Source organism: Sporosarcina cyprini, from assembly GCF_022048975.1.
Classification (GTDB): domain Bacteria; phylum Bacillota; class Bacilli; order Bacillales_A; family Planococcaceae; genus Sporosarcina; species Sporosarcina cyprini.
In genome coordinates, this window is the sequence record NZ_JAKMHX010000030.1 from 355,138 (window position 1) to 382,044 (window position 26,907).

General features: G+C 46.3%; 26 protein-coding genes. 3 read left to right on the forward strand and 23 right to left on the reverse strand.

All coding sequences use genetic code 11. The features are described from left to right. Positions 1-13: 13 nt before the first annotated feature. Complete coding sequence (locus L7D49_RS14315) at positions 14-892, reverse strand: deoxyribonuclease IV (RefSeq protein ID WP_238082776.1); 879 nt, start codon at positions 890-892, stop codon at positions 14-16. A gap of 11 nt (positions 893-903) precedes the next feature. Then, a complete protein-coding gene (locus tag L7D49_RS14320) occupies positions 904-2,199 on the reverse strand; it encodes a DEAD/DEAH box helicase (RefSeq protein WP_238081993.1) in 1,296 nt (431 codons plus the stop codon). Between the two features lie 111 nt (positions 2,200-2,310). Here L7D49_RS14320 and L7D49_RS14325 point away from each other — a divergent pair, with 111 nt between their 5' ends. Both L7D49_RS14325 and L7D49_RS14330 read left to right on the forward strand, forming a co-directional pair. After that, positions 2,311-2,760, forward strand: a complete 450-nt coding sequence (locus L7D49_RS14325; protein WP_238081994.1) for a YqfQ family protein — start codon at positions 2,311-2,313, stop codon at positions 2,758-2,760. A 63-nt stretch (positions 2,761-2,823) separates the two neighbouring features. Continuing rightward, the gene (locus tag L7D49_RS14330) at positions 2,824-3,801 is read left to right on the forward strand and encodes a 4-hydroxy-3-methylbut-2-enyl diphosphate reductase (protein ID WP_238081996.1); all 978 of its coding nucleotides are present in this window, start codon (positions 2,824-2,826) and stop codon (positions 3,799-3,801) included. Between the two features lie 78 nt (positions 3,802-3,879). Here L7D49_RS14330 and L7D49_RS14335 read toward each other — a convergent pair whose 3' ends face one another. The 9 genes from L7D49_RS14335 to L7D49_RS14375 form a co-directional block, all read right to left on the reverse strand. After that, positions 3,880-4,998, reverse strand: coding sequence for a Nif3-like dinuclear metal center hexameric protein (locus tag L7D49_RS14335; protein ID WP_238081998.1), 1,119 nt, complete (start codon positions 4,996-4,998; stop codon positions 3,880-3,882). Beyond that, complete coding sequence (locus tag L7D49_RS14340; protein WP_238082009.1) at positions 4,995-5,693, reverse strand: tRNA (adenine(22)-N(1))-methyltransferase; 699 nt, start codon at positions 5,691-5,693, stop codon at positions 4,995-4,997. The genes L7D49_RS14335 and L7D49_RS14340 overlap by 4 nt, the downstream gene beginning before the upstream one ends. A gap of 110 nt (positions 5,694-5,803) precedes the next feature. Further along, complete coding sequence (cccA, locus tag L7D49_RS14345) at positions 5,804-6,175, reverse strand: cytochrome c550 (protein ID WP_238082011.1); 372 nt, start codon at positions 6,173-6,175, stop codon at positions 5,804-5,806. A 151-nt stretch (positions 6,176-6,326) separates the two neighbouring features. Then, positions 6,327-7,472: an acyl-CoA dehydrogenase family protein gene (locus tag L7D49_RS14350; protein WP_238082013.1), complete on the reverse strand. Its 1,146-nt coding sequence runs from the start codon at positions 7,470-7,472 to the stop codon at positions 6,327-6,329. A gap of 1,170 nt (positions 7,473-8,642) precedes the next feature. Continuing rightward, positions 8,643-9,200 (reverse strand): hypothetical protein, encoded by a 558-nt coding sequence (locus L7D49_RS14355; protein ID WP_238082015.1) that lies wholly within the window; start codon positions 9,198-9,200, stop codon positions 8,643-8,645. Positions 9,201-9,480: 280 nt separating this feature from the next. Next, complete coding sequence (gene rpoD, locus L7D49_RS14360; RefSeq protein ID WP_269135997.1) at positions 9,481-10,668, reverse strand: RNA polymerase sigma factor RpoD; 1,188 nt, start codon at positions 10,666-10,668, stop codon at positions 9,481-9,483. A 35-nt stretch (positions 10,669-10,703) separates the two neighbouring features. After that, entirely contained in the window at positions 10,704-12,512 is a 1,809-nt protein-coding gene (dnaG, locus tag L7D49_RS14365) for a DNA primase (RefSeq protein ID WP_238082780.1), read from the reverse strand. 291 nt (positions 12,513-12,803) lie between these two features. Continuing rightward, positions 12,804-13,619: a pyruvate, water dikinase regulatory protein gene (locus L7D49_RS14370; protein ID WP_238082017.1), complete on the reverse strand. Its 816-nt coding sequence runs from the start codon at positions 13,617-13,619 to the stop codon at positions 12,804-12,806. 24 nt (positions 13,620-13,643) lie between these two features. Beyond that, on the reverse strand, positions 13,644-14,273 hold the full coding sequence (locus tag L7D49_RS14375; protein ID WP_238082019.1) for a helix-turn-helix transcriptional regulator: 630 nt from the start codon (positions 14,271-14,273) through the stop codon (positions 13,644-13,646). Positions 14,274-14,787: 514 nt separating this feature from the next. Here L7D49_RS14375 and L7D49_RS14380 point away from each other — a divergent pair. Next, positions 14,788-16,167: a glycine--tRNA ligase gene (locus L7D49_RS14380; protein WP_238082021.1), complete on the forward strand. Its 1,380-nt coding sequence runs from the start codon at positions 14,788-14,790 to the stop codon at positions 16,165-16,167. A 90-nt stretch (positions 16,168-16,257) separates the two neighbouring features. Here the strand turns inward: L7D49_RS14380 and recO are convergent, their stop codons facing one another. From recO to L7D49_RS14440, 12 genes are all read right to left on the reverse strand, one after another. Next, entirely contained in the window at positions 16,258-17,046 is a 789-nt protein-coding gene (gene recO, locus L7D49_RS14385; protein ID WP_238082025.1) for a DNA repair protein RecO, read from the reverse strand. Positions 17,047-17,066: 20 nt separating this feature from the next. Then, positions 17,067-17,981, reverse strand: a complete 915-nt coding sequence (gene era / locus L7D49_RS14390; protein WP_238082026.1) for a GTPase Era — start codon at positions 17,979-17,981, stop codon at positions 17,067-17,069. Beyond that, a complete protein-coding gene (locus L7D49_RS14395; RefSeq protein ID WP_238082028.1) occupies positions 17,965-18,375 on the reverse strand; it encodes a cytidine deaminase in 411 nt (136 codons plus the stop codon). Before L7D49_RS14395 ends, era begins: the two co-directional genes overlap by 17 nt. A gap of 21 nt (positions 18,376-18,396) precedes the next feature. After that, positions 18,397-18,750 carry a diacylglycerol kinase family protein gene (locus L7D49_RS14400; protein ID WP_238082030.1) on the reverse strand — a complete coding sequence of 118 codons (354 nt, stop codon included), beginning with the start codon at positions 18,748-18,750 and terminating at the stop codon, positions 18,397-18,399. A gap of 6 nt (positions 18,751-18,756) precedes the next feature. After that, a complete protein-coding gene (gene ybeY / locus L7D49_RS14405; protein WP_238082032.1) occupies positions 18,757-19,227 on the reverse strand; it encodes an rRNA maturation RNase YbeY in 471 nt (156 codons plus the stop codon). Between the two features lie 20 nt (positions 19,228-19,247). After that, on the reverse strand, positions 19,248-21,374 hold the full coding sequence (locus L7D49_RS14410; protein WP_336246396.1) for an HD family phosphohydrolase: 2,127 nt from the start codon (positions 21,372-21,374) through the stop codon (positions 19,248-19,250). 198 nt (positions 21,375-21,572) lie between these two features. After that, positions 21,573-22,523 (reverse strand): PhoH family protein, encoded by a 951-nt coding sequence (locus L7D49_RS14415; protein ID WP_238082034.1) that lies wholly within the window; start codon positions 22,521-22,523, stop codon positions 21,573-21,575. Between the two features lie 4 nt (positions 22,524-22,527). Continuing rightward, positions 22,528-23,613, reverse strand: a complete 1,086-nt coding sequence (locus L7D49_RS14420) for a sporulation protein YqfD (RefSeq protein ID WP_238082036.1) — start codon at positions 23,611-23,613, stop codon at positions 22,528-22,530. Beyond that, entirely contained in the window at positions 23,603-23,860 is a 258-nt protein-coding gene (locus L7D49_RS14425) for a hypothetical protein (RefSeq protein WP_238082038.1), read from the reverse strand. The genes L7D49_RS14420 and L7D49_RS14425 overlap by 11 nt, the downstream gene beginning before the upstream one ends. A 49-nt stretch (positions 23,861-23,909) precedes the next feature. Beyond that, positions 23,910-24,437 carry a hypothetical protein gene (locus L7D49_RS14430; RefSeq protein WP_238082040.1) on the reverse strand — a complete coding sequence of 176 codons (528 nt, stop codon included), beginning with the start codon at positions 24,435-24,437 and terminating at the stop codon, positions 23,910-23,912. A 40-nt stretch (positions 24,438-24,477) separates the two neighbouring features. Continuing rightward, positions 24,478-25,464 carry a flotillin-like protein FloA gene (gene floA, locus L7D49_RS14435; RefSeq protein ID WP_238082785.1) on the reverse strand — a complete coding sequence of 329 codons (987 nt, stop codon included), beginning with the start codon at positions 25,462-25,464 and terminating at the stop codon, positions 24,478-24,480. A gap of 29 nt (positions 25,465-25,493) precedes the next feature. After that, entirely contained in the window at positions 25,494-26,831 is a 1,338-nt protein-coding gene (locus tag L7D49_RS14440; RefSeq protein WP_238082042.1) for an NfeD family protein, read from the reverse strand. Positions 26,832-26,907: the final 76 nt, after the last annotated feature.

Here is a 26,907-nt window from a genome sequence, read left to right on the forward strand (position 1 = left end):
TTCGAGAGTTGCTTCAAACTGTTTGCAATTCACTTTGGAATGTTTTTGTACGGAGCATTTCAATCTCTTTTTCATATGGAGCCTTTTTGTTTTTGGCATCTGTCCCAATGAATGGAGTTTCCAATATCTTTGGAACCGATTGAAACTCCGGATGATGGACGATATAGCATAATGGCTCAAACCCGATATGGCCGAAGCCAATGTTCTCGTGGCGATCCTTCATAGCGCCGCACTCGTTTTTACTATCATTGACATGGATAACCGAGATCCGGTCCTTACCAATGATCCTGTCGAATTCATCCAGAACTCCATCGAAATCATGGACGATATCGTATCCCGCGTCGTGCACATGGCATGTGTCGAAGCAGACAGACAGACGCTCATTGTTTGAGACGCCGTCGATAATCCGGGCGAGCTCCTCAAAATTCCTGCCGCACTCGCTTCCTTTTCCAGCCATCGTTTCCAAGGCGATTCGCACCGTTGAATCATCGGACAATACTTCATTCAATCCCTCAATGATCTTGGCAATTCCAGCATCTGCTCCCGCCCCTACATGGGCACCTGGATGAAGTACAATCTGATCGACTCCAAGAGCCGCTGTCCGCTCAATTTCCATCTGAAGGAAATCGACTCCCAGACGAAAAGTTTCCGGCTTGGTCGTATTTCCAATATTGATAATATACGGCGCGTGGACGACGATATTCGACATTCCGTTTTCTTGCATATGGAGCTGACCCGCCTCAATATTTAATTCCTCAATCGGTTTTCTTCTCGTATTTTGCGGAGCACCTGTATATATCATAAACGTGCTCGCTCCATAACTTGCAGCTTCCTTGCTTGAACCGAGCAGCATCTCTTTGCCGCTCATCGATACGTGGGATCCTAACAGGATTGGTTGCTGTGTCATTTTTTACGTTTCAATCTCCTTTCCCTCTTTTTGAAGCTCTCCATCTCTCTAGCCATTTTCTTTTTATAGCCGGGCTTCACTTTATCCGGCTTTCTGACATAGGAAGCAGCTTTCCGATCAAGGTCGTCCGTTTCTTTGACACGTCGTTTTCTTGCATGGCGCTCCTTCACTTCTTGCCATTCGCCGTTCTTTATATCTTCATGGACAAATGGAATGCCCAATTTTTCAATTTGCACAATTTTATCATCTTCAGAAGGCTCGTATAACGTAATGGCGATCCCTTCCAATCCAGCACGCGCCGTCCGGCCTACCCGGTGAATGAAAAACTCCAGATCCTCCGGCAATTCATAGTTAATGACATGGCTGACGCCTGGAATATCAATTCCTCTGGCCGCCAAATCGGTCGCTACTATATACTGGAATTCCAAATCGCGCACTTGCTTCATCATGCGCGTTCTTTCACGCGGCGTAAGATCTCCATGGATACGGCCAGCTTTGATGCCATGTCCTGAGAGGTAATCAGCTATCTCATCTGCATGCTGCTTTGTATTCGTAAAAACAATAGCTAAATACGGATTGATCCCGTTCAAAACTTGCAGCAGCTTTTTCTTCCGGTCCATCGAACGAACCGGAACGAGCGAATAATGCATGCCTTCGGTTAATGGTTTCCGTTTGCCGATTTGAATATGGACAGGTGAATCCATATATTTCGCAAGGAATGGCTTTAGCTTTTCAGGAATTGTAGCTGAAAATACGTACATTTCCAGATTCGCTGGCATCCGTGCAGCAAACTGATCGATATCTTCAATGAAGCCCATGTCAAATGCCAAATCGGCTTCATCGATTACGAGAATGGAAGCCGTGTGGACTCCTAGTGCTCCGTTTTCAGCCATATCCCGAATCCGTCCTGGCGTTCCAACGATAACATGTGGAGCTGACTTCAATTTCCCAATTGTTCTTTGCTTGTCAGTTCCACCGATCAACAAGGCACTCCGTATTTCCGTTCCTTCTGTCAGTTTGTTCAACTCTGTGAACAACTGCGTCGCCAGCTCACGTGTAGGTGCCGTAATGACAGCTTGGAGCTGATCAGTATCTATCTCCATTCTCTCGACAATCGGAATGAGGAAGCTATGCGATTTTCCTGTTCCGGTATGTGCTTGGCCAATTGCCTTCGACCCTTTGAGAATGAGTGGTATCATCTCTTTTTGTATTGGTGTCGGTTCGGTAAAACCGAGACGGGAAATGGCATCCCGTAAAAATGGTTTAAATTGATAATCTGTATATTTAGACATTGTATGCCTCCTAACATACTCTTATTGTAGCATGATTCCGTTCCGCCGTAAGTGAATTTCGCATACTATATAGCGTGAAGGTCAAAACCAATGAAAAGAAAGGGGTTCATAATGAGATATCAATCCTTCTATCCATTCATGCGGCAACAGCAGTCATCCCCAATTGCCATGAGACCATCCGGGTTTGGCCCACAATTCCAGCCCGGAAACCAGCCAATGCCTCGACAGCCTTTCCCAGGCCCAGGCATGGGGAATCAATTTGGCGCTGCAGGTCAAGGAGCACCTGGTCAAAACTCATCAAAAATGGAGATGTACATGCAGACTGCAAATCGTTTCATGAATACGGCTCAACAATACGCTCCGCTGATCCAGCAATTTGCTCCCATGATTCAGAATTTGCCGGCGATGTGGAAATTATATAAAGGGTTCCAATCAATTCCATCAGCCGGCACTGCCGCGCAAGGCGCAGCAAACGCAGCAGCTGCAGCGGCACCAAGGGCAGCGGCCCGAGCTGCTGCCGGGGTTTCCACACCTCGTATTTTCCAGCCTCCAACGATATAAGTTTGAAACTCCGTTCAACTCCAACTATAATGGACATAGAGCCCATTAGAGGAGTGAGTTTCAATGAAAGTATTAAAGATTTCCCCGAGGGGCTATTGCTACGGGGTTGTCGATGCAATGGTAATTGCAAGAAATGCAGCGCTCGACAAAACATTACCAAGGCCCATTTATATCTTGGGCATGATTGTTCATAATAAACACGTTACTGATGCCTTCGAAGAGGATGGAATTATCACACTCGACGGCAAAGACCGCCTTGATATCCTGAACAAAGTGGAAACGGGCACCGTTATTTTCACTGCACACGGTGTCTCTCCCGAAGTTCGTGAACTGGCGCGCAGGAAAGGTCTTGTCTCGATTGATGCCACTTGTCCGGATGTCTCTGTCACTCATCATTTGATAGAAGAAAAAGTAGCAGAAGGATACGAGATCATTTATATCGGGAAAAAATATCATCCTGAACCAGAAGGTGCAATCGGAATTGCTCCGCATGCCGTTCATTTAATTGAAACGGTAGAAGATGTTGAGAAGATGACGATTGACAACAAGAAGCTGCTCGTGACAAATCAAACGACTATGAGTCAGTGGGACGTTGCCCATATTATGGAGGCTTTGAAGGAAAAGTATCCGCACATTGAAGTTCATAAAGAAATTTGCCTTGCGACTCAAGTAAGGCAAGAAGCTGTCGCTGAGCAAGCAGGAGAAGCAGATCTTCTAATTGTTGTGGGTGATCCAAAAAGCAATAACTCAAACCGCTTGACACAAGTGTCTGTAGAAATCGCCAACACACCGGCTTATCGTGTTTCTGATGTATCCGAAATCAATATTGATTGGTTACAGGGTGTCGAAACGGTGGCCGTTACTGCCGGGGCTTCCACCCCGACCATTGTAGTCCGCGAAGTGATCGCGTTTCTAGAGCAGTTCAATCCAGAAGATCCTTCGACACACAATCCGGAACGCAAATTCCAACTGGAAAAGATACTTCCGAAAATCAAAAATCCGTCTCCTGTGAATCGAATCGAGCCTTACGCAAAACTGTAATGCCGAACATTTGGAGAAGTTGAAAGCTGCCTTTCCTCATAAGAGGAGGCAGCTTTTTTTGCATTTCCATACTAACTTTTAAACGAATCGAAAAGGTTCCGTATCGATATCGGAAGGGATGAACGAGACATCAAAATTTTTCTCCGCACATACTTTTTGCATATAGTCTGCTACCCCGGTAATCATGACTTTTTCTACGTGATGACCTGGATCGACGATTGCCAAATCTATATTCTCTGCATCTTGGGCAGTATGGAAATCCATATCACCTGTTACGAAAACATCTGCGCCTCTCCGCTTCGCAGAATGGATATATTTTGGTCCGCTGCCGCCAAGAATGGCGACTTTCCGAATCGGCTTGTCCATATCCCCGACAATACGGACGGACGGGACATCGAGCGTCCGCTTCACATGGTCAGCGAATTGAGCGAGTGACATACTTTCCTGCAGTTCGCCCACTCTTCCTAATCCCAATTCATTTGTCCGTTGATCGAGCACAAAAAAGTCATATGCCGGTTCTTCATAAGGATGGACGGCCAGCATTGCCTTCAACACTTTTGTACGCAGAGTTCCGGGCATCACAACTTCTATCCGTTCTTCTGCCACTTCCTCCAGTTTTCCGATTTCCCCGATAAACGGATTCGCTCCTTCGGCAGGAATAAATCGTCCAGTTCCTGTCGTCGTGAAACTACATCCAGCATAATCGCCAATCGCCCCTGCGCCAGCCTTTGCGAATGCATCCCGGAGAAGATCCGCATGATCAACCGGACAAAACACAGCAAGCTTGTACAAAGGGTCGTGAATCGTTGGCTCCATAACAATCGTGTTTAACAATTCTAAGCGCTCCGCCAGCAAATCATTTACTCCGCCAGGCGCGACGTCCAAATTAGTGTGCGCCGCATACACAGCAATGTCGTTCTTTATGCATTTTTCTATCAACCGTCCCTGCGGCGTATCCGTCCACAAAAACTTCATCGGTTTGAAAATAGGTGGATGGTGGGCGATGATTAAATTAGCCCCCTTCTCAATTGCCTCTGACACGACTGCTTCATTTACATCCAGCGTCACTAAGACTTTTTCGACTGGCCTGTTCAACTGCCCGATATGCAAACCGACTGGATCCCAATCTTCCGCATACCGTTTTGGTGCCCATTGTTCAAAAAGGGTGATGATCTCATGACCGTTCGCTTTCTTCAATTCGACAACACCTTCCCTACCATTTCAATTTTCGCTTGTAATTGGGCCTTCTTATTTAAAGCTTCTTCCGAATGTCCTGCATTTTCGATTGCATGAAGAACCCGCTTCCACTCCTCCAGCTCCCTCGTCCACTTTTCAATAAACACCGGCGATTTTTCAGCCAGTAAAAATGGACCGACAAGCAGTTCCAGCTCAGAAAACGTCCCCTTTCCTCGTTCCAGCACAAGGATTTCATAGATCTTGTCGTCTTCTTTTAAAATGCGTTCATCTACGAGGGTCCAACCGTTATCCATACACCAAGAACGGATGGCAATGGCATGGATATTCGGCTGCGCGATAATGCGTTTGACGCCTTCTAGCCTTGCTTTTCCTTCCTCCAGAATTCCGGCAATCAACGTACCGCCCATTCCGGCTATAGTAATTGTCTCTACGGTGTCTTCAGTTCGCAAAGCAGCCAGGCCATTCGCAAGCCTAACTGTAATGGCATTCGAAAGCCCTTCCTTCGCTACATTCGCCACTGCTGATTCATACGGCCCTTTGGCCACTTCTCCTGCAACAGCACGCTCAATGGCACCCGTCTTAACAAGGTGGCACGGTAAATACGCATGATCGCTTCCAATATCAGCTAATACGCTTCCTTTTTCAATAAATGAAGCGACTGTTGCAAGTCGTTCCGATAATTTTAATGGATTCAAAGTACCTCCACCTTTCCTTTTCCATTGTATATGATGTCCTTTTCCGTTGCATCTCCTGCAATTAAAAAGAGCCACCGGATATGCTGCTGCACATCAGGTGACTCCTTTTCTCATTTAAGTGTTAAGATGTAGTCTGCCAACTGGTCAATTTGCTCATCGGAAATTTGTCCACCGAAAGCAGGCATGCCGCCTTGACCGTTCTTAATGATTTCGTGAATCTTTTCCTTTGATTCGGATAGACCATGAAGGCTAGGTCCCGCTCCGCCAGTCAAGTCTCCACCGTGGCAAGCGATACATTTTTGTTGAGTGAATCCTTCTGGATCAAACTCCTCAGCATTAGAAGCTGTTTCTTCCGTTTTTCCTTCTTCATCCGCCCCAGCGATTTCCTTCTTCTGATCGACCCCGTAAAGAGACATGAAGAAAATGAGTCCTAATCCAAGCGCGAATATCAGGATAAATGGTACTACAGGATTGTTTTTCAATGAATTACCCTCCTTCACCAGGATCTATTCTGTAAATTATACAGTGCACAACTATTATTGTACTGTATCCGGTGAAAAACTGAAAGAGTTATCCACGCAGAATTCGCTCTTTGTGACAATTTCGACAAACTTTCGACTGTTTTCTGGCCCGTCAGGAAATGACACCGATTTGGCGTGCTATGACCATCCGCTGAATTTCAGAAGTTCCTTCCCCGATTTCCAGAAGCTTGGCGTCCCTCATGTAACGCTCCACCTCATATTCCTTCATATAGCCGTAGCCGCCATGAATCTGTATTGCTTCGTCTGCCACTTCCATTGCAATCTCCGAAGCATACAGTTTGCACATGGCCGCTTCCTTTGTGAATGGCCTTCCTTGGTCCTTCAACCAGGCCGCTTTGTAGACCATATTGCGGGCAAGTTCAATTTTAAGCGCCATATCGGCAAGCTTGAATTGCGTCACCTGGAATTCCGCCAGCGCTTTGCCAAATTGCTTCCGCTCTTTCGCATATTTCAAGGCTTTGTCATAGGCAGCTTGCGCAATTCCTACTGCCATCGCACCAATGCCAATCCGGCCTCCATCCAACGTCACTAAAAATTGACGGAATCCCTCGCCTCTCTTGCCGAGAAGATTCTCCTTCGGCACCCGAACGTTTTCCAGTACAAGTTCCGTTGTATTTGAGGCATGAAGCCCCATCTTTTCATAGTTATCAATCACTTTAAATCCTTCTGCGTCGGTCGGGACGATAATAGCGCTAATCTCTTTCTTCCCATTTTCCATTCCGGTCACCGCCGTCAGCGCCAAATGCTTAGCATGACTTGCGTTTGTAATATACACTTTGGATCCATTAATAACGAAATCGTCCCCATCTTCCACTGCAGCCGTTTGCGTTCCCCCCGCATCCGATCCTGCATTGGGTTCGGTTAATCCGAATGCGCCGAATGACTCCCCAGTACAGATCGGCGTCAAGTATTTCTCTTTTTGTTCTTCCGTTCCGAATAAATGAAGCGGAGCCCCTCCAAGTGAAATATGGGCCGAGTATGTAATCCCCGTTGACGCACACGCCCGGCTTAATTCCTCTGTCACGATAGCAAAACTGATTGTATCCGCTCCCGCACCCCCATAGTCTTCTGGAAACGGCAATCCCATCATTCCCATTTCCCCCAGCTGCTTAAAAATTGCTAATGGAAACGCTTTCGTACGATCCCTTTCGATCGCACCAGGTGCGACCACTTCGTCTGCGAATTCCTTCATCGTCCGACGAATCATCAATTGCTCATCAGTCAAATCAAAATTCATCTGTTCCATCCCCCTTGTTGTGAACGCTTACATTCATAGTATAACGAATAGAATAACAACTTCACAACTAATCTGGCATTTTTTCATAGCCGCCAAACGAGAATGGGATCGATATGTTTAGATCGTTGTGGGTTTTTCTAGCGAGAAAGGAATAAAGCGATCGTCATCATATGTCAAATCGGACTGAAGACAAAATCGAGAAATCACAGAGTTTGCCAAAAAGCTTTTTTCTTTTACAATGGAAGTCGTAATTGAGAATGTTGATTTCTGCTATGGCTGGACGCTTTCTTATCTGAAGTCAAATTCTTTTCTAAAAAAACTTCAATACTTAAGGGGTGAATAAGCTGTTGCTTTCCGTTCCGGCTCTCGCTTTCCGCGGGCATGGCTTGAGCCTCCTCGTCCGCTTCGCTCCCTGCGGGGTCTCAAGGCTCATGCGATTCCCGCAGGAGTCGAGCGCCTCCACTCCAAGCAACAGGTGCGTAGAAAAAAGCCAGATGTGTGCACCAAACAGGCCAAACGAATAGATGTTTCGATTTCATTTTCTTAAACATGATCTAGGACTCAACATATTAAACTGATTCTAATGAGAGTGTGAAGTTAGTCGGTTTCCTTATATGGATACAAAGATCCCAGCGTCCAGCCGACTTGCCTTCACTTTTACTTATTGTAGTATGTTTCCGCAAGCACGGCTTCAGTCAATCGAGAATTGAAGGGTACGATTTTCCACATTTTTGGGCTTAACAGAAATTAAGGCTCCACTTATGATCCAAACGCTTTGCTTTTTGTGAGCTAAAGCGAATGCGTAGCGGGCAATGGATGAAGCCAAGCCCCTGGAAAGCGGGGTTGCTCTCCTTGCCGGCTTGATTATTCATTTCCATTCATATTGGAGTGACTATGTATAAAGTATAAATCGACAACATAATTCAAAGAGTTTAGTGAAAATCTACACCTTGGAACCAACGTGGGTTAGAAAGACAGAGGACAATATTTGGTATAAATCGTTAGCAGAAGAGTGAAACAGTGCAGTAACCATGCAGGGACAGGATCTTTTACAAATAGATATCTTGCAAGAGACATTTGAGGTTTTATCAGCTAACTCTTATGTCAACAAGGCATGCCGGCATCAGGAGAATCAACTGACGTATGAAATAATCGGCTTCCCACATATAACTACATGGAAAAGAACAGGAAGCCGATAATAAGGAGCAGCCCGACTGAACCGGAAATTGTGAAATAAAGTAGTTTCAACAATCTGCCGGCAAATAGCCAAAGCATGCAATTCAAAACTAGCAATCCAAGCAACAATAATGTTTCATCCTCAAAAAACAGCAGCCAAACTTTTAAAGACAAGCCGAGCAGCAAAAATGCAGAAAGTATGTATAAGAGCGATGACAGCCCTGTATTGGCGCCTGTTTTTGCAATTGAAAGGATTAAAAAAATAGATGCCAGTATCGCTGCTGCGGAGATAGAGACAATAGGAAAATCCCGGAGAATAAACATTCCACCGAAAGCTAGAACTGCCAAAAAGCACAGCGCCACTAATCTAATCCACTTCGTATTCTTTTCACGCTCCAAGATGCCTTTTGAGCTCTTTGTGTCTTCCTGTTCCTCGCCTTCTCCGCGCGCGTATAAGGTGATGAGAAAATCACAATAATGTTCGGGCAGCAATTTATTTTGCTTCCAATATTGTATTTCTGTTATGATAATACGCTTACGCTGAGCGTTCATTTCCAAATCCCCCTTCTATTACATTCCAAACAGGAACTTGCTTTCTATCTCTCTATAATATAATAAAAGACAAAAATCGCCAGAAAGGCCAAATGCGGCAGTCGTTTCCTGAGCATTTGACCGACAGGAGGGATCATTCCCTCCTTTCCTTCTCATGGTGCCGGCTAAAGCTGCCACTGCAAGCATGTCGCCTATTCTAGCGATTTTCATAATTCCGGGTTATGGAGAACCTTTACAAGCTCATCCTGCCGTCAAAGAACAATGTCCGGACAAGCCGTCATTATTCGAGGAAGTCTTTCAAGCGTTTGCTTCTGGAAGGATGGCGAAGCTTGCGCAACGCTTTCGCCTCAATTTGACGAATCCGTTCACGCGTTACTCCAAAGACTTTACCAACCTCTTCTAAAGTGCGGGTCCGTCCGTCATCTAATCCAAAACGCAGACGAAGTACATTTTCCTCTCTGTCTGTCAATGTATCCAGGACATCTTCCAACTGTTCCTTTAACAGCTCATATGCAGCGTGATCAGACGGAGATTGTGCTTCCGAATCTTCAATGAAGTCACCGAGGTGGGAATCATCCTCTTCCCCGATTGGTGTTTCAAGCGAAACAGGTTCTTGAGCGATTTTCAAGATTTCACGAACTTTGTCAGCAGATAAATCCATCTCTTCACCGATTTCCTCTGGAGATGGCTCCCGACCTAGGTCTTGCAACAGTTGACGCTGGACACGGATCAACTTGTTGATCGTTTCCACCATGTGAACAGGAATACGGATTGTACGCGCCTGATCGGCAATTGCCCGAGTAATCGCCTGACGAATCCACCATGTCGCATACGTACTGAATTTAAAGCCTTTTGTATGGTCAAATTTCTCAACAGCTTTAATAAGACCCATATTTCCTTCCTGAATCAAATCAAGGAACAGCATGCCGCGTCCAACATACCGTTTTGCAATACTGACGACGAGCCGCAAGTTGGCTTCCGCCAGTTTCTTTTTAGCGTTCTCACCTTTTTCAACGATTTCAAGGAGTTCTGCATCCGGCTGGTCCATGGAAGCAAGCTTTTCTTCAGCTTCAACACCTTCCTGAATAGCGACGGCCAATTTGACCTCTTCGTTTCCAGTTAGTAGATCGACACGGCCGATTTCTTTTAAATACATGCGGACCGGGTCATTAATTTTAACGCCAGGCGGCACACTTAGATCGTTCAGATCGAATTGTTCATCGTCCGCGACACCTTTTTCCACTTCTTCTTCCTCATCGTCTTTACGGTCCATTTCGATGCCTTGCGCTTCGATTTGATCAAGAAATTCTTCGAACTGATCTGGCTCCATTTCAAAGACGGATAATTTATCCGTCACTTCCTCCAACGTCAATTCACCATTCTTCTTACCTGTTTCCAATAAACTTGCTTTCACTTCATCCAACGTCATATCGTTTTCCATCTCTCCAGCTCGCTCTTTTTTTTCCATAATACCCGTTCCTCCTTAATACACCGGAATCTGGCCTACAATGCCGATAATGATTTCCGGAGCTGTATAATATCCCTGGCCAGCTCCAGCGCCCGGGTATGATCATTCATTTTTTCCGCTTCTTTTGATTGATGCAGCATTTCATCTATTTTTCGGATGACCCGTTGTTTTTCCAGATGTTGAATGCAATCTGTGACTTCCTGATCTGCATGGTCGGGATCGCGTTCCATCATTGCTGCTTCCATCACAATTTTACGCATTTCCCTGTCTTCCAATGATTCAGCGAACCGATTAAAATCCGGAGTGCTATATTGTTCATAAAAACCGGCCAGCCTCACGAATACGGCATTGTATTCATCACGGATGAATAGCTCGCTGCCTTCCGCTCGCAGCCGATCAAATATGACTCCGTCGTTTAGCAGGTGTGCTAGCAAAATCCGTTCTGCCCGATCAGCGCCTGACACTTTTTTGGACTTCAACATCGGCATCTGCTGCATACCGCCGGTAGATTGCTCCTGTTTTTCTTCCTTCGCCATTTTGCCGACTTTTTTCATCAGCTGCTCGTTCAATGCCTGTTCAGAAACACCCGTTTCTGTTGCCATTTGCCGGACGAGGAGATCTCTCTCGATCGGTGATACCTTGGCAGCCAGTTCGTCCAAAACTTCGTGGATATATTGCAAGACGTCATTTTCATGTGTCAGGTTCTTTCCACGTTTGGCATACGCTAAAATAAACGACATATACGTATGGGGACTTCCAAGGATCTTTTCACGGAACGCTTCGCCACCGTGTGTTGAAATATATTCATCCGGATCCATCTTCCCAGGAAGCAGTGCTATTTGGACGGAAAGCCCCTTCTGCGCAGCCAGGTTGGCAAACCGCTTGGCTGCCTCCCATCCTGCATTGTCTCCATCACAGCAAATCATCAGCTGGTTGGCAATGCGTTTCAGTTTCAGAAGATGCATTTCCGACAGAGACGTACCCATGACCGCGACACTGTTCATCACGCCGGCCCGTTCTGCAGCTATAGTATCCATGAAACCTTCAAATAGTATTACTTTACCCGTTTTCCGAACATTAAGACGAGCTCGATGAAAATTATATAGTAATTTGCTCTTTTCAAAGATAGGAGTTTCCGGACTGTTCAAGTATTTGGCCTCATCTTTTGAATTAGAGAGGATCCTGCCGGAAAAACCGACGACATTCCCATTATCGTCATGTAACGGGAACATAATACGTCCTCGAAACCTGTCAAAATAGCCTGTCCCATCATTTTTCATAATACAGAGGCCGGCTTGCTCCATTTCCTTCATATCAAATTTCTTACGGATGAGAAGATTCGTCAAAGTCTCCCTGTCTTCCAGCGACCACCCGATTCCATACTGTTCGATATGCTCCCGTGAAAATCCTCTTTCCTGCAAATATTGTAATGCTTTTTCCCCCTCTACAGTATTAAGTAGTATATGACTATAGAAGTTTGCTGCAAGTGCGAGGGCTTCCTTCATCGAATGATGCTCATTTTTTGAAGAGCTTGCAGCATGTACTGACGGGACATCTACTTCAATGCCTGCCCGGTCAGCCAGCTTGGATACTGCTTCGGTGAAAGAAGTGTTTTCAATGTCCATGACGAATGTGATTGCATTTCCGCTCGCTCCGCAGCCGAAACAATGAAACAGATTCTTGTCTTCGGAAACTGAGAATGAAGGGGTGCTCTCACCATGGAATGGACAAAGCCCGAACCAATTTCTCCCTCTCTTCGTCAGTTGGACGTACTCGCCGATCAAATCAACGATATCAGTCTTTGAGCGTACTTCCTCGATCGTTTCCTCTGGTATTTTAGTCATTTCCATCACCGTTTCCCTCTATCTACTTGATTTCGAGATAGATTTCAAAAATCCTGCTTATTCGACAAAAAAATATTATGTTTTCCATAGGTTTAGCCAAGTTTCTAAAAATCAAGTCCATCACAAACGGCTAATTTGCCGCCATGTTAAATGAGACCGGGGAAAACCGGCCTTCAGATGGATAACTATATCATTTTTGAAAGCTAGCCGCAAAACAATATTGTACACAATCCACAAAAGAAGAACCAACCATTTTGCCTAGGCGGTCCTTCTTTTTAGTATTCATTCAATTTACTCGACTTTATTCGCACAATCGTGCAAAATAACATTCGCTGTTTCTTCCACTGCACGGTTTGTTACATCAATGACCTTACAGCCGATTTTGGCTACTACTTTATTGAAATGATCGATTTCTCGTTTAATCCGTTCAATTTGTGCATAATTTGCATCATCTTTCAAACCAAGAGTAATCAGGCGTTCTTTTCGGATCGAATTCAATTTTTCCGGTGAAATGACGAGTCCGTAGCATTTAGATGGGTCGATCCGGTATAATTCTTCAGGCGGATCCACTTCAGGCACCAAAGGGACATTTGCCACTTTGAACGTCCTATGAGCCAAATATTGAGAGAGAGGGGTTTTGGATGTTCGCGATACGCCAACTAAAACGATATCCGCTTTCAAGATGCCCCGCGGATCTCTTCCATCGTCATATTTCACAGCAAATTCGATCGCCTCTATTTTTTTGAAGTAGTCCTCATCCAATTGACGGACGAGTCCAGGTTCTTCAAATGGCCTTTCGCTAAGCTCCTCCTCGATCTTGTCGACAATTGGACCAAGCAAGTCAATGCACTTCAAGCCATTTTCCCTGCACTCCTGCTTAAGCCGCTGCCTCATGCAGCTTTTCACCAATGTGTAAATGATAATGGCATTTTGTTTTTTGGCCAAATAGGCAATTTCGCGTAACTGCGATTCATCTTCCACGTGTGAAAACCGCTTCATCGATACCGTTTCAAGATCATGCCTGAACTGGCTTGCTGCCGCCTTGGCGACAAGATCTGCCGTCTCGCCGACCGAATCGGAAACGATGAACAAAGTTAGTTTACTCATTGGATCACTCCTAGTTCCCCATCATTATAAATCATGGTCGTCGGCCAAGGACAAGAAGGCGGCGGTAATATTTGTCTTCGTGATCCTTCCCACCACTTCAAGGCCCCGCTCTCTCTCCACAATGACAGGCAATGAATCTATTTGTTGTTCAATCATCTTTTTCGCCGCATAGAGCAGCGTGTCCTGCTTTTTGCAGTATGTAATGTTCGGCATTCTTGTCATAATGACATGCACCGGAATCTTATCTAATTCTTTATTTCCTAAGCTTGTGCGCAGCAAATCTTTCCGCGATAGAACACCAGATAAATGGGAATCTTTATCAATTACGAATAGCGTCCCGACATCCTCTAAAAACATTTGGCAGATGGCATCGTATACGGAAATGTTTTCGGCCACAACGACAGGCATTGATTGGAAATCGCCTACTTTCATGCCAATCATCCCATCGCCGACAGATTGGGCAGGCTTTTTGCCAGAATAGAAATAACCGACTCTCGGCCTTGCGTCCAAATATCCTGCCATTGTCAATATGGCAAGGTCCGGACGGATGGTTGCCCGTGCCAAGTTCAGTCTTTCTGCAATCTGCTCCCCGGTGATCGGTCCATCCGATTGGACGATCTCTAGTATCTCGTTCTGGCGCTTATTCAGTTCCAATATGAATCACCGCCCTACGCGTTCATTTGTATATACCTGACTAGTATAGCATTTCCCCAACAGAATTCCTATCACTCCGAGTGAAAACGGAGTGCGTGAAAGAAAAACGATGAAACGATTGCCTGTCTGCACAAACCGTGCTACACTTGTACTCATAATCCATAGGTGAAGAAAGGTCAATAAGTAATGCCACACGAAGCGAACGGGGATGGTGAAAGCCCGTAATCGGCATGAAACGGCAGCCTGGAGCCAAGAACGTGAACGAAAGAGGGCTTTTTTGAGCCAATCGGGGTGGAACCGCGGGTCTACGCACTCGTCCCCGGACAATTACTGTCCGGGGATGGGTGCGTTTTTTGCGTTTTACCAAACATCCCAATGGCATGAATACTTTTTTGTTCACAGGCTCCTGCCAGCCAGCCTTCCCATTCATAATCGCTGAATGGATTGAAGCGGGACGATGTAAGATGCACCGCAGGAGGTTGAAAGGCATAAATAAGAATTGGAGGGATTTGCAATGTTATCAATGGATCAAATTGTCAACTTAGCAAAACAGAGAGGATTCGTCTTCCCAGGGTCTGAAATTTATGGCGGTCTGGCGAATACATGGGATTACGGCCCGCTTGGGATTGAACTGAAAAACAATGTCAAGAAGGCATGGTGGCAAAAGTTTGTCCAAGAATCCAAATACAATGTTGGATTGGACGCGGCCATCCTGATGAATCCTAAAGTGTGGGAAGCGTCCGGCCATATCGGGAATTTCAATGACCCGATGATTGACTGCAAGAAATGTAAAACACGCCACCGTGCGGATAAGTTAATTGAAGACGCACTTGATGCAAAAGGCATTGAGATGGTTGTCGATGGCCTTCCATTTGAAAAGATGGAGGAGTTGATTGCGGAACATCATATCGTCTGCCCGACATGCGGTGAGATGGATTATACAGGCATCCGCCAATTCAACTTAATGTTCAAAACATCTCAAGGCGTGACGGATTCGTCTGCTAATGAAATCTTCCTCCGCCCGGAAACGGCGCAAGGGATTTTCGTCAACTTCAAAAACGTACAGCGGTCTATGCGTAAGAAAATGCCGTTCGGGATTGCCCAGATCGGTAAAAGTTTCCGTAATGAAATCACACCAGGCAACTTCACGTTCCGTACTCGTGAATTCGAACAAATGGAACTGGAATTCTTCTGCAAGCCTGGCGAAGATATGAACTGGTATGAATACTGGCGTGAATTCTGTAAGAATTGGCTGCTTGACCTCGGGCTAAGCGACGAAAACGTCAGACTGCGCGAGCATAGCGAAGATGAACTCTCCCACTACTCGAAAGGAACGGTAGATATTGAATTCAAGTTTCCGTTCGGCTGGGGTGAGCTATGGGGTATTGCGAACCGGACAGACTTCGATTTGAAGCGCCATATGGAGCATTCAGGCGAGGATTTCCATTATCAGGATCCCGTCACAAACGAAAAATTCGTGCCATATTGCATCGAACCTTCTGTTGGTGCAGATCGTGTGACACTTGCATTCCTTTGCAACGCTTACGATGAAGAACAGCTTGAGGGCGACGATGTGCGGACAGTGCTACGCTTCCATCCGGCTCTGGCACCTGTCAAAGCGGCAGTTCTCCCATTATCCAAAAAGCTCGCGGAAAGTGCGGAAGAAGTTTACGCAGAACTCAGCAAACATTTTGCAGTTCAATACGATGACTCCCAATCCATCGGAAGACGGTACCGCCGCCAAGATGAAATCGGTACACCATTCTGCATCACATACGATTTTGATTCGGAAGAAGATCGCCAAGTAACAGTGCGTCATCGTGATTCCATGGAACAAGTGCGTATGCCGATCAGCGATGTGAAGGATTATATCGAGGAACGCTTGAAATTCTAATCAAATACAATCAGCCTATGCGGTGATCGGTATTCATTAGAATCCAATCGCCGCTAGAAACTCTTAACAAAAACAACCGGAAACGGAAGGTTACTCACCCTCCGTCTCCGGTTGTTCTTTTTTTTCAGGCAGGACGCCCGGCATCCGCTCCAGCTGGTCCAAAAAATATCTCGACTTCAACCGGATGCCGACCTGCTCGTCATAGATCGTTCGTACAATCTTTTTCATAAACTGCTTCGTCGGCTTTTTCAATTTCAACGATCCGACCTGCTCAATCGGGACCGTGTAAAATGTGCGGATCAGACGCAGTTGCGTCGGAGAAAGCCGTACGATATACGGATCGATATGAAAACAGCGGTGGCAGAGAAATCCGATTTCCTGAAAGGAAAAAGCAAATTCCCCTTCCGTCGCCCCGCAATTGGCGCATTGATGTACGGTTGGATAGACACCTGCAACGGGCAGCATTTTCCACTCCACAAAAAGTGAAATCGCTTCTGGGTCATATTCCTCATTGATCGCATGCAGCGCTTCATACAGCAGGCCGTAGACATTACGCGTGGCCTCGCGGTCCTCTGTCAATTTATCGATAAGCTCCACGATATAACTGGCGTATGCAGTCGCTTCCAGATCCTCTCGGATGAACCGCATCGAATCGATCGTTTCCCCTTGCTCCAGCGAACCCATCCCTTTTCCGGTCCTAATTAGAAAAGAGCCATGCGTGAAATTCTGGGTAATGGCGGACAAACGGCTGGCAGGCTTTTTCGCACCGCGGGCCATGGCAGTCAATTTCCCCGCTTCCTTCGTAAAAATAGTCACGATTTTATTGGCCTCGCCATATGGAATGCTTTTCAGAATGATTCCTTCCCACTTGTTCAGCAAGGCCATCACTCCTTTATGGTTTAATACTCATCTTCCCGGAAACCGAATTCACGCAGTTGTCCCGGCTTATTCCGCCAATCCTTCTGCACTTTGACCCAAAGCTCCAAAAAGACTTTCGAGCCGAGCAGCATTTCAATGTCATGCCGCGCTTTCGTGCCAATTTCTTTAAGCAAAGCACCCTTTTTCCCGATGACGATCCCTTTTTGAGAATCCCGGTCGACGACAATGGTCGCCATTACATTGACCATGCCCTTGGCTTCGTCCCGTTCAATCTTTTCAATCGCAACCGCTACGGAATGAGGCACTTCCTCACGGGTCAGATGAAGCACTTTCTCGCGAATCAATTCAGAAATGATGAACCGCTCAGGGTGATCCGTCACTTGATCATCCGGATAATATTTCGGACCTTCTGGCAAATATTTTTCAAGTGTTTCCATAAGCCGTTCCACATTGTTTCCGTTTAACGCGGATAAAGGGACTATTTCTGCAAATTCGTATTCCGATGTGTACGTTGTAATAATTGTTAACAGTTCATCGGGATGAACTAAATCAATCTTATTGATAACGAGAAAAACCGGTGTTTTTGTTGTACGAAGCAGTTCAATGATAAACCGGTCTCCAGATCCAATCGGCTCATCCGCATTCACCATAAACATGATGATGTCGACTTCTTTCAGTGTGTTGCGAGCAGATTTCACCATGAAATCGCCTAGCTTGTGCTTCGGCTTATGGATTCCTGGCGTATCGATGAAAATCATTTGAGACGTATCCATCGTGACGACCCCTTGCACTTTGTTACGGGTCGTCTGTGGTTTATCGCTCATAATGGCAATCTTTTGTCCGACCACACGATTTAGAAAAGTGGATTTCCCGACATTTGGACGGCCGATGATTGAAATGAAACCGGACTTGAACGCTTTATCGGCTTGCGGCATATTCGAGATCCCCTTTCGAAAAAGCACCAGGCAATAGCTCGGCCACTGTTGTTTCAAGAACGTCACCGTTCATATTTGTCAAATAGACCGGCATATCAGGACCACAAAACTCCGCAATGACTTGGCGGCAAGCACCGCAAGGCGATACCGGGCCTTCTGTATCTCCGACCACAGCTAACGCCTTAAACGATTTGACTCCTTCTGAAACAGCCTTGAAAAATGCGGTCCGTTCCGCACAATTGGTCATGCTGTATGCCGAATTCTCAATATTGCAGCCATGATATACAGTGCCGTCTTCCGCCAGCAAAGCAGCCCCTACCGGGAATTTCGAATAAGGCACATACGCTTTGTCCCTCGCTCTTTTCGATTCTGCCATTAATTGTTCCTTGTCCATATTCCAACACCTCTGTCCTAATTATGAAAACCATTTCGGGATAAAAAGAATGCAACCTATAATGGCACTGGCCACAGCATAAACTAATACCGCGCCAGCCGCCAAGTCCTTCGCTTGTTTTGCCAGGGGATGGTACTCTTTCGTCACGAGATCGACGGTGCGCTCGATGGCAGTATTCATCAATTCAAGCGCCAGCATTCCGCCAATCAGCATAACGACAAGGATCCATTCTGTGCGTGATAATCCAGTAAAGAGACCGCAAATGACTACAGCCAAACCGGCCGCGACATGGAACTTCAAGTTGCGTTCTTTCCTAACACCTGTTATGACGCCTGTCCACGCATATTGGAACGACTTAACGATAGTTCCGAGCATGTCTGCTCACCGCTCTAAGCCGAAAGATGATAAAATCTCTTTTTGCCGGCCGAACATCACTTTTTCCTCTGCCTCATTCAGATGATCATACCCAAGCAGATGCAGGAATCCATGAAGCGCTAGAAATCCAATTTCACGTGTCTCGTCATGTCCGTACTCGGCCGCCTGCCTTTTAGCCGTTTCCACAGAAATGACAATATCACCTAATACAACTGGCATATCGTCTTGTGCGACAATCGCCACTTCTCCTTCGCCCATTTCCTCCAAAGCGAATGAAATCACATCTGTAGGCGTATCTTTGCCTCGGTATTCCGCATTCACCTCACGAATGCTCTCATCATCCATGAATGTGACCGATACTTCAGGATGACCTGACAGCTGTTCCATTTCCGCAGCATGATTCAATAAGTTTCGGATCAAGTCCTCAATATGTTGTCCAACGGTTCCTGTTTCATCTTCAAAATAAAATTCAAGCATAGTTTCGCCTTCCTTTATAATCATTCCGGATATTCGATCCGGCTATGAAAAATGCCATTCAACGTTTCACATATAACCGTTTCCACTTTCTTCAATTCCTTCACGGATAAGTCACATTCATCGAATTGGCCATCATTCAATTTGTCATTAATTATTGCTTTGACGAGTGCCGCTATCTTCTGCGGCGTCGGCTCTTTCATGGAACGAACGGCCGCTTCCACACTGTCAGCAATCGAGATGATCGCAATTTCCTTCGTCTGCGGTTTCGGTCCGGGATACCGGAATTCATCTTCCGAAGCCGTCTCATCCATCTCTTTTGCTTTGACATAAAAATATTTCAAGAAGCTCGTCCCATGGTGCTGGCGTGCAATATCCACAATCTCCTGCGGCATTTTATTCTTCTCTAAAATCTTCGCCCCGTCAACTGCATGGGAAATAATGATATCACGACTTTTTTCAGGGGGCAATGAATCATGCGGATTTTGGCCGCCATGCTGATTTTCGATGAAAAAACCAGGTCGAACCGTTTTCCCAATATCGTGATAGTAACTCCCAACCCTGGCTAGCAATCCATGAGCCCCTACTGACTCACAGGCAGCATCCGCAAGATTAGCGACCATGACACTGTGATGGTACGTTCCCGGCGTTTCGGTCAGTACCTTTTTAAGCAGCGGGTGGTTCGGATTGGAGAGTTCAATTAGCCGCATATCAGACAGCAGACCGAACGCAGTTTCAAAGAACGGCATTAACCCGATCGTCAATGCGCCGGAAAGAATTCCCGATGCCACCGCTGCAATGAAATAGAAAAGCCACTCGGATAGATTATAGGTGGACTGGGTCATCATTAGATAAAAGCCGATAAAGGCCATATTGGTTATAGAAACCCCTAGACTTGTCCGTAAAATGCTAGACCTTCTTCCGTCCTTGCCGAGGAAATAAAGGCTGATCAAGCCGCTCAGAAGTATGTAGAGCGCTATTTCCATCTGCATGATGGCAGCGAATCCTTCTTGGAGCATAATCCCTGCTGTCGCTGCTGTAATAACCGTGACCATTAAAGCAAGCCGCTCATTGGTCAGCAGCTTCACGAGCATTGGAGCAAGCGCTGTTGGGAATAGAAAGGCGATTTGTACATCAAATTCCTTGTCGATCATCCCGATTAACTTCATCAAGAGCACGAGAAAAAGATAAATGGAGTAAATGATCAAAAGCGACTTCTTCTTTACATTGTTTTTCCCATTCCACGTATAAAAATGCAAATAGATGATCGAGGAAACAAAGATGACAAATAAAGCTAAGCCGATTAATGGCTTAGTCGAAGATTGATTGGTCAGTAGACCCGTCAATTCCAGCTGGCGATAAATTTCCTGATCGATGAATTGGCCTTCCCTGACGATAACTTGTCCCTGCAGAATCCGGGTCGGCTCGACTGCACTCATTTCCTGTTCCCGCCGTTTTTCCGTCAGCTCTTCATTCACTTTCTCCGTCTCTGTCACGAGAGAACGAGCTAATGTAATCATCGTTTGCAGCTCTCCGGGCGGAATGGCGTCTGATAGCCTGATTTTTCTCTCCACTTCATATCTGATTGTGGCGAGGTCAGTCGTGCGGATTGGTTTCTCCAATTCTCCACCGATAATGCCAACGATCGCCTTCTGCATGCTGCGAAGTGTGCTGACGTCCTGCTTCAGCAAGCTGAGTAGCGCTTCATCTGTTAAACGCAGGCTCGGTTCCTCTTCTTCCAGCTTCTGCAATTTGCTTCGGATTTCTTTTAGCCTGTCCTTTTGGCTGATGATCGGCTTGTCCTCATGATCGACCGATAAATTTTCGGCTTCCTTCACTTGGATGAGAAAATCAAACAATTGACCGGCGATTGCCTGCCTTGTTTTTGCCACTTCATCAGAAAATTGATAGACAGGTGTCACTTCTTTTGCAATCCGTTGTCTCTCCTGCTCCGTCTTTTCCGCGTCCTCCACAGTCTTCAGCGATCGAAGGGTCTTCGGAGAAACCTGGAAGGCGGATAACTCGTACGTTTCCTGCTTCACTTCCCCAAACATGAAAGCGAAAAGAAGTAGCGCAGATAACGATACGACAAGGATAGAAAAATATTTAAATTTCAGAGAGTTGAACATCTTCCCGATTGACCGGAACACAGAATCCTCTCCTCCCTTCTCTCTATCTATCAATTGATTTGGTTAGATAAAAAGCAGTCATCTGGATGACTGCTCTCATAACGGAGATATACTTTTTCATTTACAGCGCAGCCGGCAAGCGGCCGGTACCTGACTAGAAGTTTGATAATAAAACCTGTTGTATAGGCAAGTACAGGCCGCCAATCCAGACTGTGCTGATTATTCGTTTTCGTATGCTTCGATAATCTTCGCGACAATCGGATGCCGCACAATGTCGCCTTGTTCTAAGAACTGAAAATGAATTTCAGGTACCTTTTTCAAAATGGTTTCCGCAGCGATCAAGCCTGATTCAGCGCCTCTTGGCAAGTCGATCTGCGTTTTGTCGCCTGTAATTACCATTTTAGACCCAAATCCGAGCCGAGTCAAAAACATTTTCATTTGAGCTTTCGTCGTATTCTGAGCTTCGTCTAAGATGACAAACGCATCGTCTAACGTTCGGCCCCTCATGTAAGCCAGCGGTGCGACTTCGATAACGCCGCGTTCAATGAACCGTTCCGTCTGCTCTGCACCTAATACATCGTGCAGGGCATCGTATAGAGGGCGGAGATAAGGATCTACTTTTTCCTTTAAGTCACCCGGAAGGAACCCGAGGCTCTCGCCCGCCTCGACAGCAGGACGCGTTAATATGATCCTTTTTACAGAACCGTTTTTTAATGCCTGCACTGCAAGGACCACCGCCAGATAGGTTTTACCTGTACCAGCCGGCCCGATGCAAAAGACGAGGTCCCTCTTGCGGATCGCCTGTACATATTCACGTTGGCCGATCGTTTTAACCCGGATTGCTTTGCCTTTTGCGCTGCGGGAAATTTCTTCATCATATAACTCTGCAAAATATTCAATCGTTCCGTTTTTCGCCATCTCGATGGCAGAGGATACGTCGCGTAAATTTATATTGATACCTTTCCGGATCACTTTCAAAAGCTGTTCAAGCAAGTATTTGCCTTGAAGGATTTTTTCTTCATCACCTGAAAGGGAGATCGTATCTCCTCTCGTCAGGATGGAAACATCCATATTTTCTTCAATCAGTTTCATATTCTGGTCAGAAATACCGAGCAGCATAATGACATCGTTCGGTTCTTCGACATGAAGTTGAATCAGTTGTTCGCTCAATTTTTCAGTCTCCTTGGGATATCGGTCTTTTTACAGCGATATTGTCGTTTACTAAAAACAATATAGTCCCACTAACTTTATCATCTTGGAACGATACATGTAAAATATTTTCATCTTTTATTGTCAGACTGGGAAATGATTCTGACAGTATTTTATGTTTCAGCAATGGCAATAGGATGGTTTCTTCCATTCCTTCTTCAAGTTCTAGCTGAAAAGCCATATCAGCACGCTGTCGATCGGTTTTCAAAACGGATTGAAAGGAGTACTTGTTGTCCTCAATTTTAACCGGCCAGCGCCATTTGAATTCCACTGTTTCCTCTCCGAGCATTTGGAGGTCAATCTGCCTTGGAATAGTGAACGTGTATTCCGACCAGTAGTCTGCAAATACGAAGCCGTCTGCGCCGACAAGCGATCTTTTATCCCCTTGTTCCAGTATCCCTGTTGCCAGAATGTCACCTTTTTTCACAGTTTGATGGATATGGGCAGCTCTCTCACCGCGGTTTAATTGAAAATTAGTGATGACACCGCCTGTACGAGCAACGAGATCGGCAGGAGGACCTTCCTCCACTGCCCTCTCATCCGTTCTGGGGGATAGCATAGGGATGACTGTCAACCTCGTTCCCGACCGGCTGAAACGAACCCAGGAGAGCTCAGGATCGTCCGCCATCAGCAACTGTCTGATTTCCCCCTCATCCGGCAAGCGGGAGAGCGGCTTCATCGTGACGATCGAGGATGCAAGCAGTTTCGATTCAATCCGTTCTGCCACTTCCGGCCGATCTGATTCAACATCAATGCTCCATAAAAACAAGGAAGCAACCAGGGGAATGACACATGCGACGAGAAAGCGATACGAAGAAAACAATCTACTCTCCACGGTTTCATTGCCGATCGGAATAAATTTCGCTTTCACCCCGAACCGGCGGCGATTTTTACGTATGAAGCTTATCCCTTTCGGATCCGTAATGAAGTGAACGGCTGCCCCTTCATGGGAAATAGACATAATCTTAATTCCCGAAGCAGCCAGTTTCCCAAGGAATTTGGAATAGTCCGTTTTCCCCTTCAAAGTGACCGCATACCGTTTACGAATCATACGCGTCATCCTTGCCTTTCCCCGGCTGGATCATCATTTTTTCCAGTGTTTCAAATGTGATGACAGCCACTTCTTCGGCCAGTGTTTCAATGACAATTTCTTGTCCCGTCATGTCGATAACAAAGTTTTCGCTGCGTATCGTACATGCGGTTCCGCTTAATTTCACCAGATCATACGGTCCGGTAATGCGGATGGAAGAGTAGTTATCGATCAGGACAGATGTATCCATCTTGAATAGTTTTCGCATACACAAAACCCCCTATCCTAATCGTATGTTCAGGATAGAGGGCTGATGATTACCGTTTTGCTTTGGGCGGACCTAAAATTTCAGAAAATATGATTCCTTTTAAAAGATCCTGTTCACTCTTCGGAATCATATGCTCCGGTTCCACGACAGAAAGTTCCTGTGACTTACGGCCGCCATGCGCGGACAACCTTCCAGTTCGCTCCTCGCGTTTCGGCGTTTTTTTCAGTTCCGAAAACGCTGCTGGCTGAGCTGGCTTGGCCATAGGTTGTGGTTGGGCTGCTGTAGGTTGTGCCGCTGGCCTCCTAGTCTCCATACGAGTCTGTGGAGATTCCACTGTCGTCTGTCGGCTAGGCGGCTCGTCCGGCGGATTTTGGAATTCCCGCTGTAGATCTTGATACATCTCCTGGGACATTTCTTTCAATTTCTTGAAAGGATCCGAACCTGTCGTTTGCGCCGTAAAAGGTTTCGCTTTATTCGGCTCCCGTTTTTCCGGCTTAGCATTCGTACTGTCCGGCTTCTTTCCTTTTAGAAGCATGCTGATCAAAGCAAAAATGATTAAAGGAATTAGACCTTCCAACGTCTGCACATCCCCTTTCCGCGAGATGACATGTCATCCATTACTCTTTCGGCGCATTCGGGTTTTGCTGGTCTCCGCCAATTTTGCTGATGGAATCGCGCATGCCAGTATCCGCTTGGATGTTCTTATAGTTCATATAGTCCATAATTCCGATATTTCCAGTACGAAGTGCTTCCGCCATTGCAAGCGGAACTTCCGCTTCGGCGCCGACCACTTTCGCACGCATCTCTTGGACTTTCGCTTTCATTTCCTGTTCGTTCGCTACAGCCATCGCACGTCTTTCTTCCGCTTTCGCTTGTGCGATGTTCTTATCTGCCATCGCTTGTTCCGTTTGGAGCTCCGCCCCGATGTTCTTGCCGATATCAACGTCCGCGATATCGATCGAGAGGATTTCAAAAGCTGTACCAGAGTCTAGTCCTTTCGCCAATACGGTTTGGGAAATCAAATCAGGGTTCTCCAGCACTTTCGCGTGATCGATTGATGAACCGATTGTCGAAACGATACCTTCACCAACACGGGCAACTACCGTATCTTCTCCGGCACCACCGACGAGTCGATCAATATTCGCACGCACCGTAATACGGGCTTTCGCTTTTACTTCAATACCGTTCATCGCAACACCGGCAATGAATGGTGTTTCAATTACTTTCGGGTTAACTGACATTTGAACCGCTTCCAATACATCACGGCCCGCCAAATCGATCGCCGCTGCACGTTCGAACGTCAATTCAATATTCGCACGGTGCGCTGCAATTAACGCATTCACGACACGGTCCACGTTACCGCCTGCCAAGTAATGGCTTTCCAGCTGGTTAATGCTAACATTTAAACCTGCTTTATGTGCCTTGATCAACGGGTTGACGACACGGCTCGGAATAACCCGGCGCAAACGCATCCCGATTAACGTGAAAATACTTACCCGTACACCAGCCGCCATTGCGGAAATCCACAATGCGACAGGAACCATCGTAAAGAATATTGAGAGTACAATGATTGCTACTACGACTATAGCGATGGTTACAAACATACCTCCGCCAGCTAATAAACCTGCCATAATTAATTATCCCCCTTTTTTTGGTATTCCCTGACAACGATGCGGGAACCTTCCACCTTCACTATCATAACATCTTTCCCTTTCTCGATGTAGCTTCCTTCCGACACGACATCAATCCGCTCACCATCCAGGTTGACCGTTCCTGATGGACGGAGAGGGGTAATTGCCAGCGCAATCTTTCCGATTAGTTCGGTGCGATTGACGTTGGAGACATAACCGCTCTCTGTGTCTGTCGCATCCATCAAGACCATCTTATTAAGCAGATGGAGCTTCCTGCCAAAAAACTTCATAATGATCACCATCCCTATGACTGCAATAGCAATCGCGATCAACAAGGAGATCGCCATATACATCGGATTGCCACCCGCCAAAATGATACTTACGACTACTGCGACCGCCCCGAGGACACCCGCGATGCCACCTGCTAGGAAGAACTCCGCTATGATGAGCCCCACCCCGATAATAAACAGGATAAGCGCTTCATAACCGGCAAGACCCGCTACGAGATGCCCGAAGAAGAACAAGCCAAGCGAAACGAGAGCCATCGTGCCCGGCACGCCAAATCCAGGTGAGTACAGTTCCAGCACAAGACCGAGTCCTGCGATCGACAAAAGGATCGGTACAACAACCGGATTGGTAATAATGCGGGCAACCGATTCGGCAAATGTGACATCCGTGGAAACGACCTCAGCATTTTCTAGGCCCAACTCACGCAAAAGCGCGTCAAACGAACTGACTGTCCCCTCACTATAGCCGACTTCCTTTGCTTGGGAAGCGGTCAAAGTAAGCAGCTTGCCTTTTGCCGCATTATACTCAGGGACATTGACATCGGGATCAGCCATCGCTTGTGCGTAAATCGGTTCGCGGCGGGACGACTCTGCAGCACTGGTCATCTCAGCAAACCAATAACTATGCGATTTAGCATCTGCCGCGTTACCGGCGGTGCCCTGCACAGCTTGGGCAGCTCCCATTTTCCCTGTAGGAGACATATAGATTTTGTCTGCATGCAAGGCGATATATGCTCCTGCCGAGATGGCCCTATCATTGATATACGCAATGACTTCCGTATCTTTACGCTGGTCATCAATGAGTTTGCCGATTTGTCCAGCTGCATCGATGAAGCCGCCAAGTGTATCAATTTCTAGAATGACCGTCTTGGCACCTGCTTCATCCGCTTCTTTAAATGAACGTTTCAAAAACGCGTGCAAGCCTTTCTCCACATCATTTGTAATCGGCACTTTGTATACTTTCACGGCATTTGCATCCGATTGACCAAGCGGGATGGAAATGGCCGAAAGAAATAAAACGAGCAGAAGTAGAGCCCTTACACTTTTCCTCAACTCTCCTCACTCCTTTCACTACTTCCATTATACCTCTTCTACGTCACAACATGACCGGAAGTTTCATTTCAATAAA

Coding starts and splice junctions, on each gene's coding strand:
- L7D49_RS14320 (WP_238081993.1), bottom strand. CDS start 2,199: ATGTCTAAATATACAGATTATCAATTTAAACCATTTTTACGGGATGCC.
- L7D49_RS14325 (WP_238081994.1), top strand. CDS start 2,311: ATGAGATATCAATCCTTCTATCCATTCATGCGGCAACAGCAGTCATCC.
- L7D49_RS14330 (WP_238081996.1), top strand. CDS start 2,824: ATGAAAGTATTAAAGATTTCCCCGAGGGGCTATTGCTACGGGGTTGTC.
- L7D49_RS14350 (WP_238082013.1), bottom strand. CDS start 7,472: ATGAATTTTGATTTGACTGATGAGCAATTGATGATTCGTCGGACGATG.
- L7D49_RS14355 (WP_238082015.1), bottom strand. CDS start 9,200: ATGAACGCTCAGCGTAAGCGTATTATCATAACAGAAATACAATATTGG.
- rpoD (WP_269135997.1), bottom strand. CDS start 10,668: ATGGAAAAAAAAGAGCGAGCTGGAGAGATGGAAAACGATATGACGTTG.
- dnaG (WP_238082780.1), bottom strand. CDS start 12,512: ATGACTAAAATACCAGAGGAAACGATCGAGGAAGTACGCTCAAAGACT.
- L7D49_RS14370 (WP_238082017.1), bottom strand. CDS start 13,619: ATGAGTAAACTAACTTTGTTCATCGTTTCCGATTCGGTCGGCGAGACG.
- L7D49_RS14380 (WP_238082021.1), top strand. CDS start 14,788: ATGTTATCAATGGATCAAATTGTCAACTTAGCAAAACAGAGAGGATTC.
- era (WP_238082026.1), bottom strand. CDS start 17,981: ATGCCGCAAGCCGATAAAGCGTTCAAGTCCGGTTTCATTTCAATCATC.
- L7D49_RS14395 (WP_238082028.1), bottom strand. CDS start 18,375: ATGGACAAGGAACAATTAATGGCAGAATCGAAAAGAGCGAGGGACAAA.
- L7D49_RS14400 (WP_238082030.1), bottom strand. CDS start 18,750: ATGCTCGGAACTATCGTTAAGTCGTTCCAATATGCGTGGACAGGCGTC.
- ybeY (WP_238082032.1), bottom strand. CDS start 19,227: ATGCTTGAATTTTATTTTGAAGATGAAACAGGAACCGTTGGACAACAT.
- L7D49_RS14420 (WP_238082036.1), bottom strand. CDS start 23,613: ATGATTCGTAAACGGTATGCGGTCACTTTGAAGGGGAAAACGGACTAT.
- L7D49_RS14425 (WP_238082038.1), bottom strand. CDS start 23,860: ATGCGAAAACTATTCAAGATGGATACATCTGTCCTGATCGATAACTAC.
- floA (WP_238082785.1), bottom strand. CDS start 25,464: ATGTTTGTAACCATCGCTATAGTCGTAGTAGCAATCATTGTACTCTCA.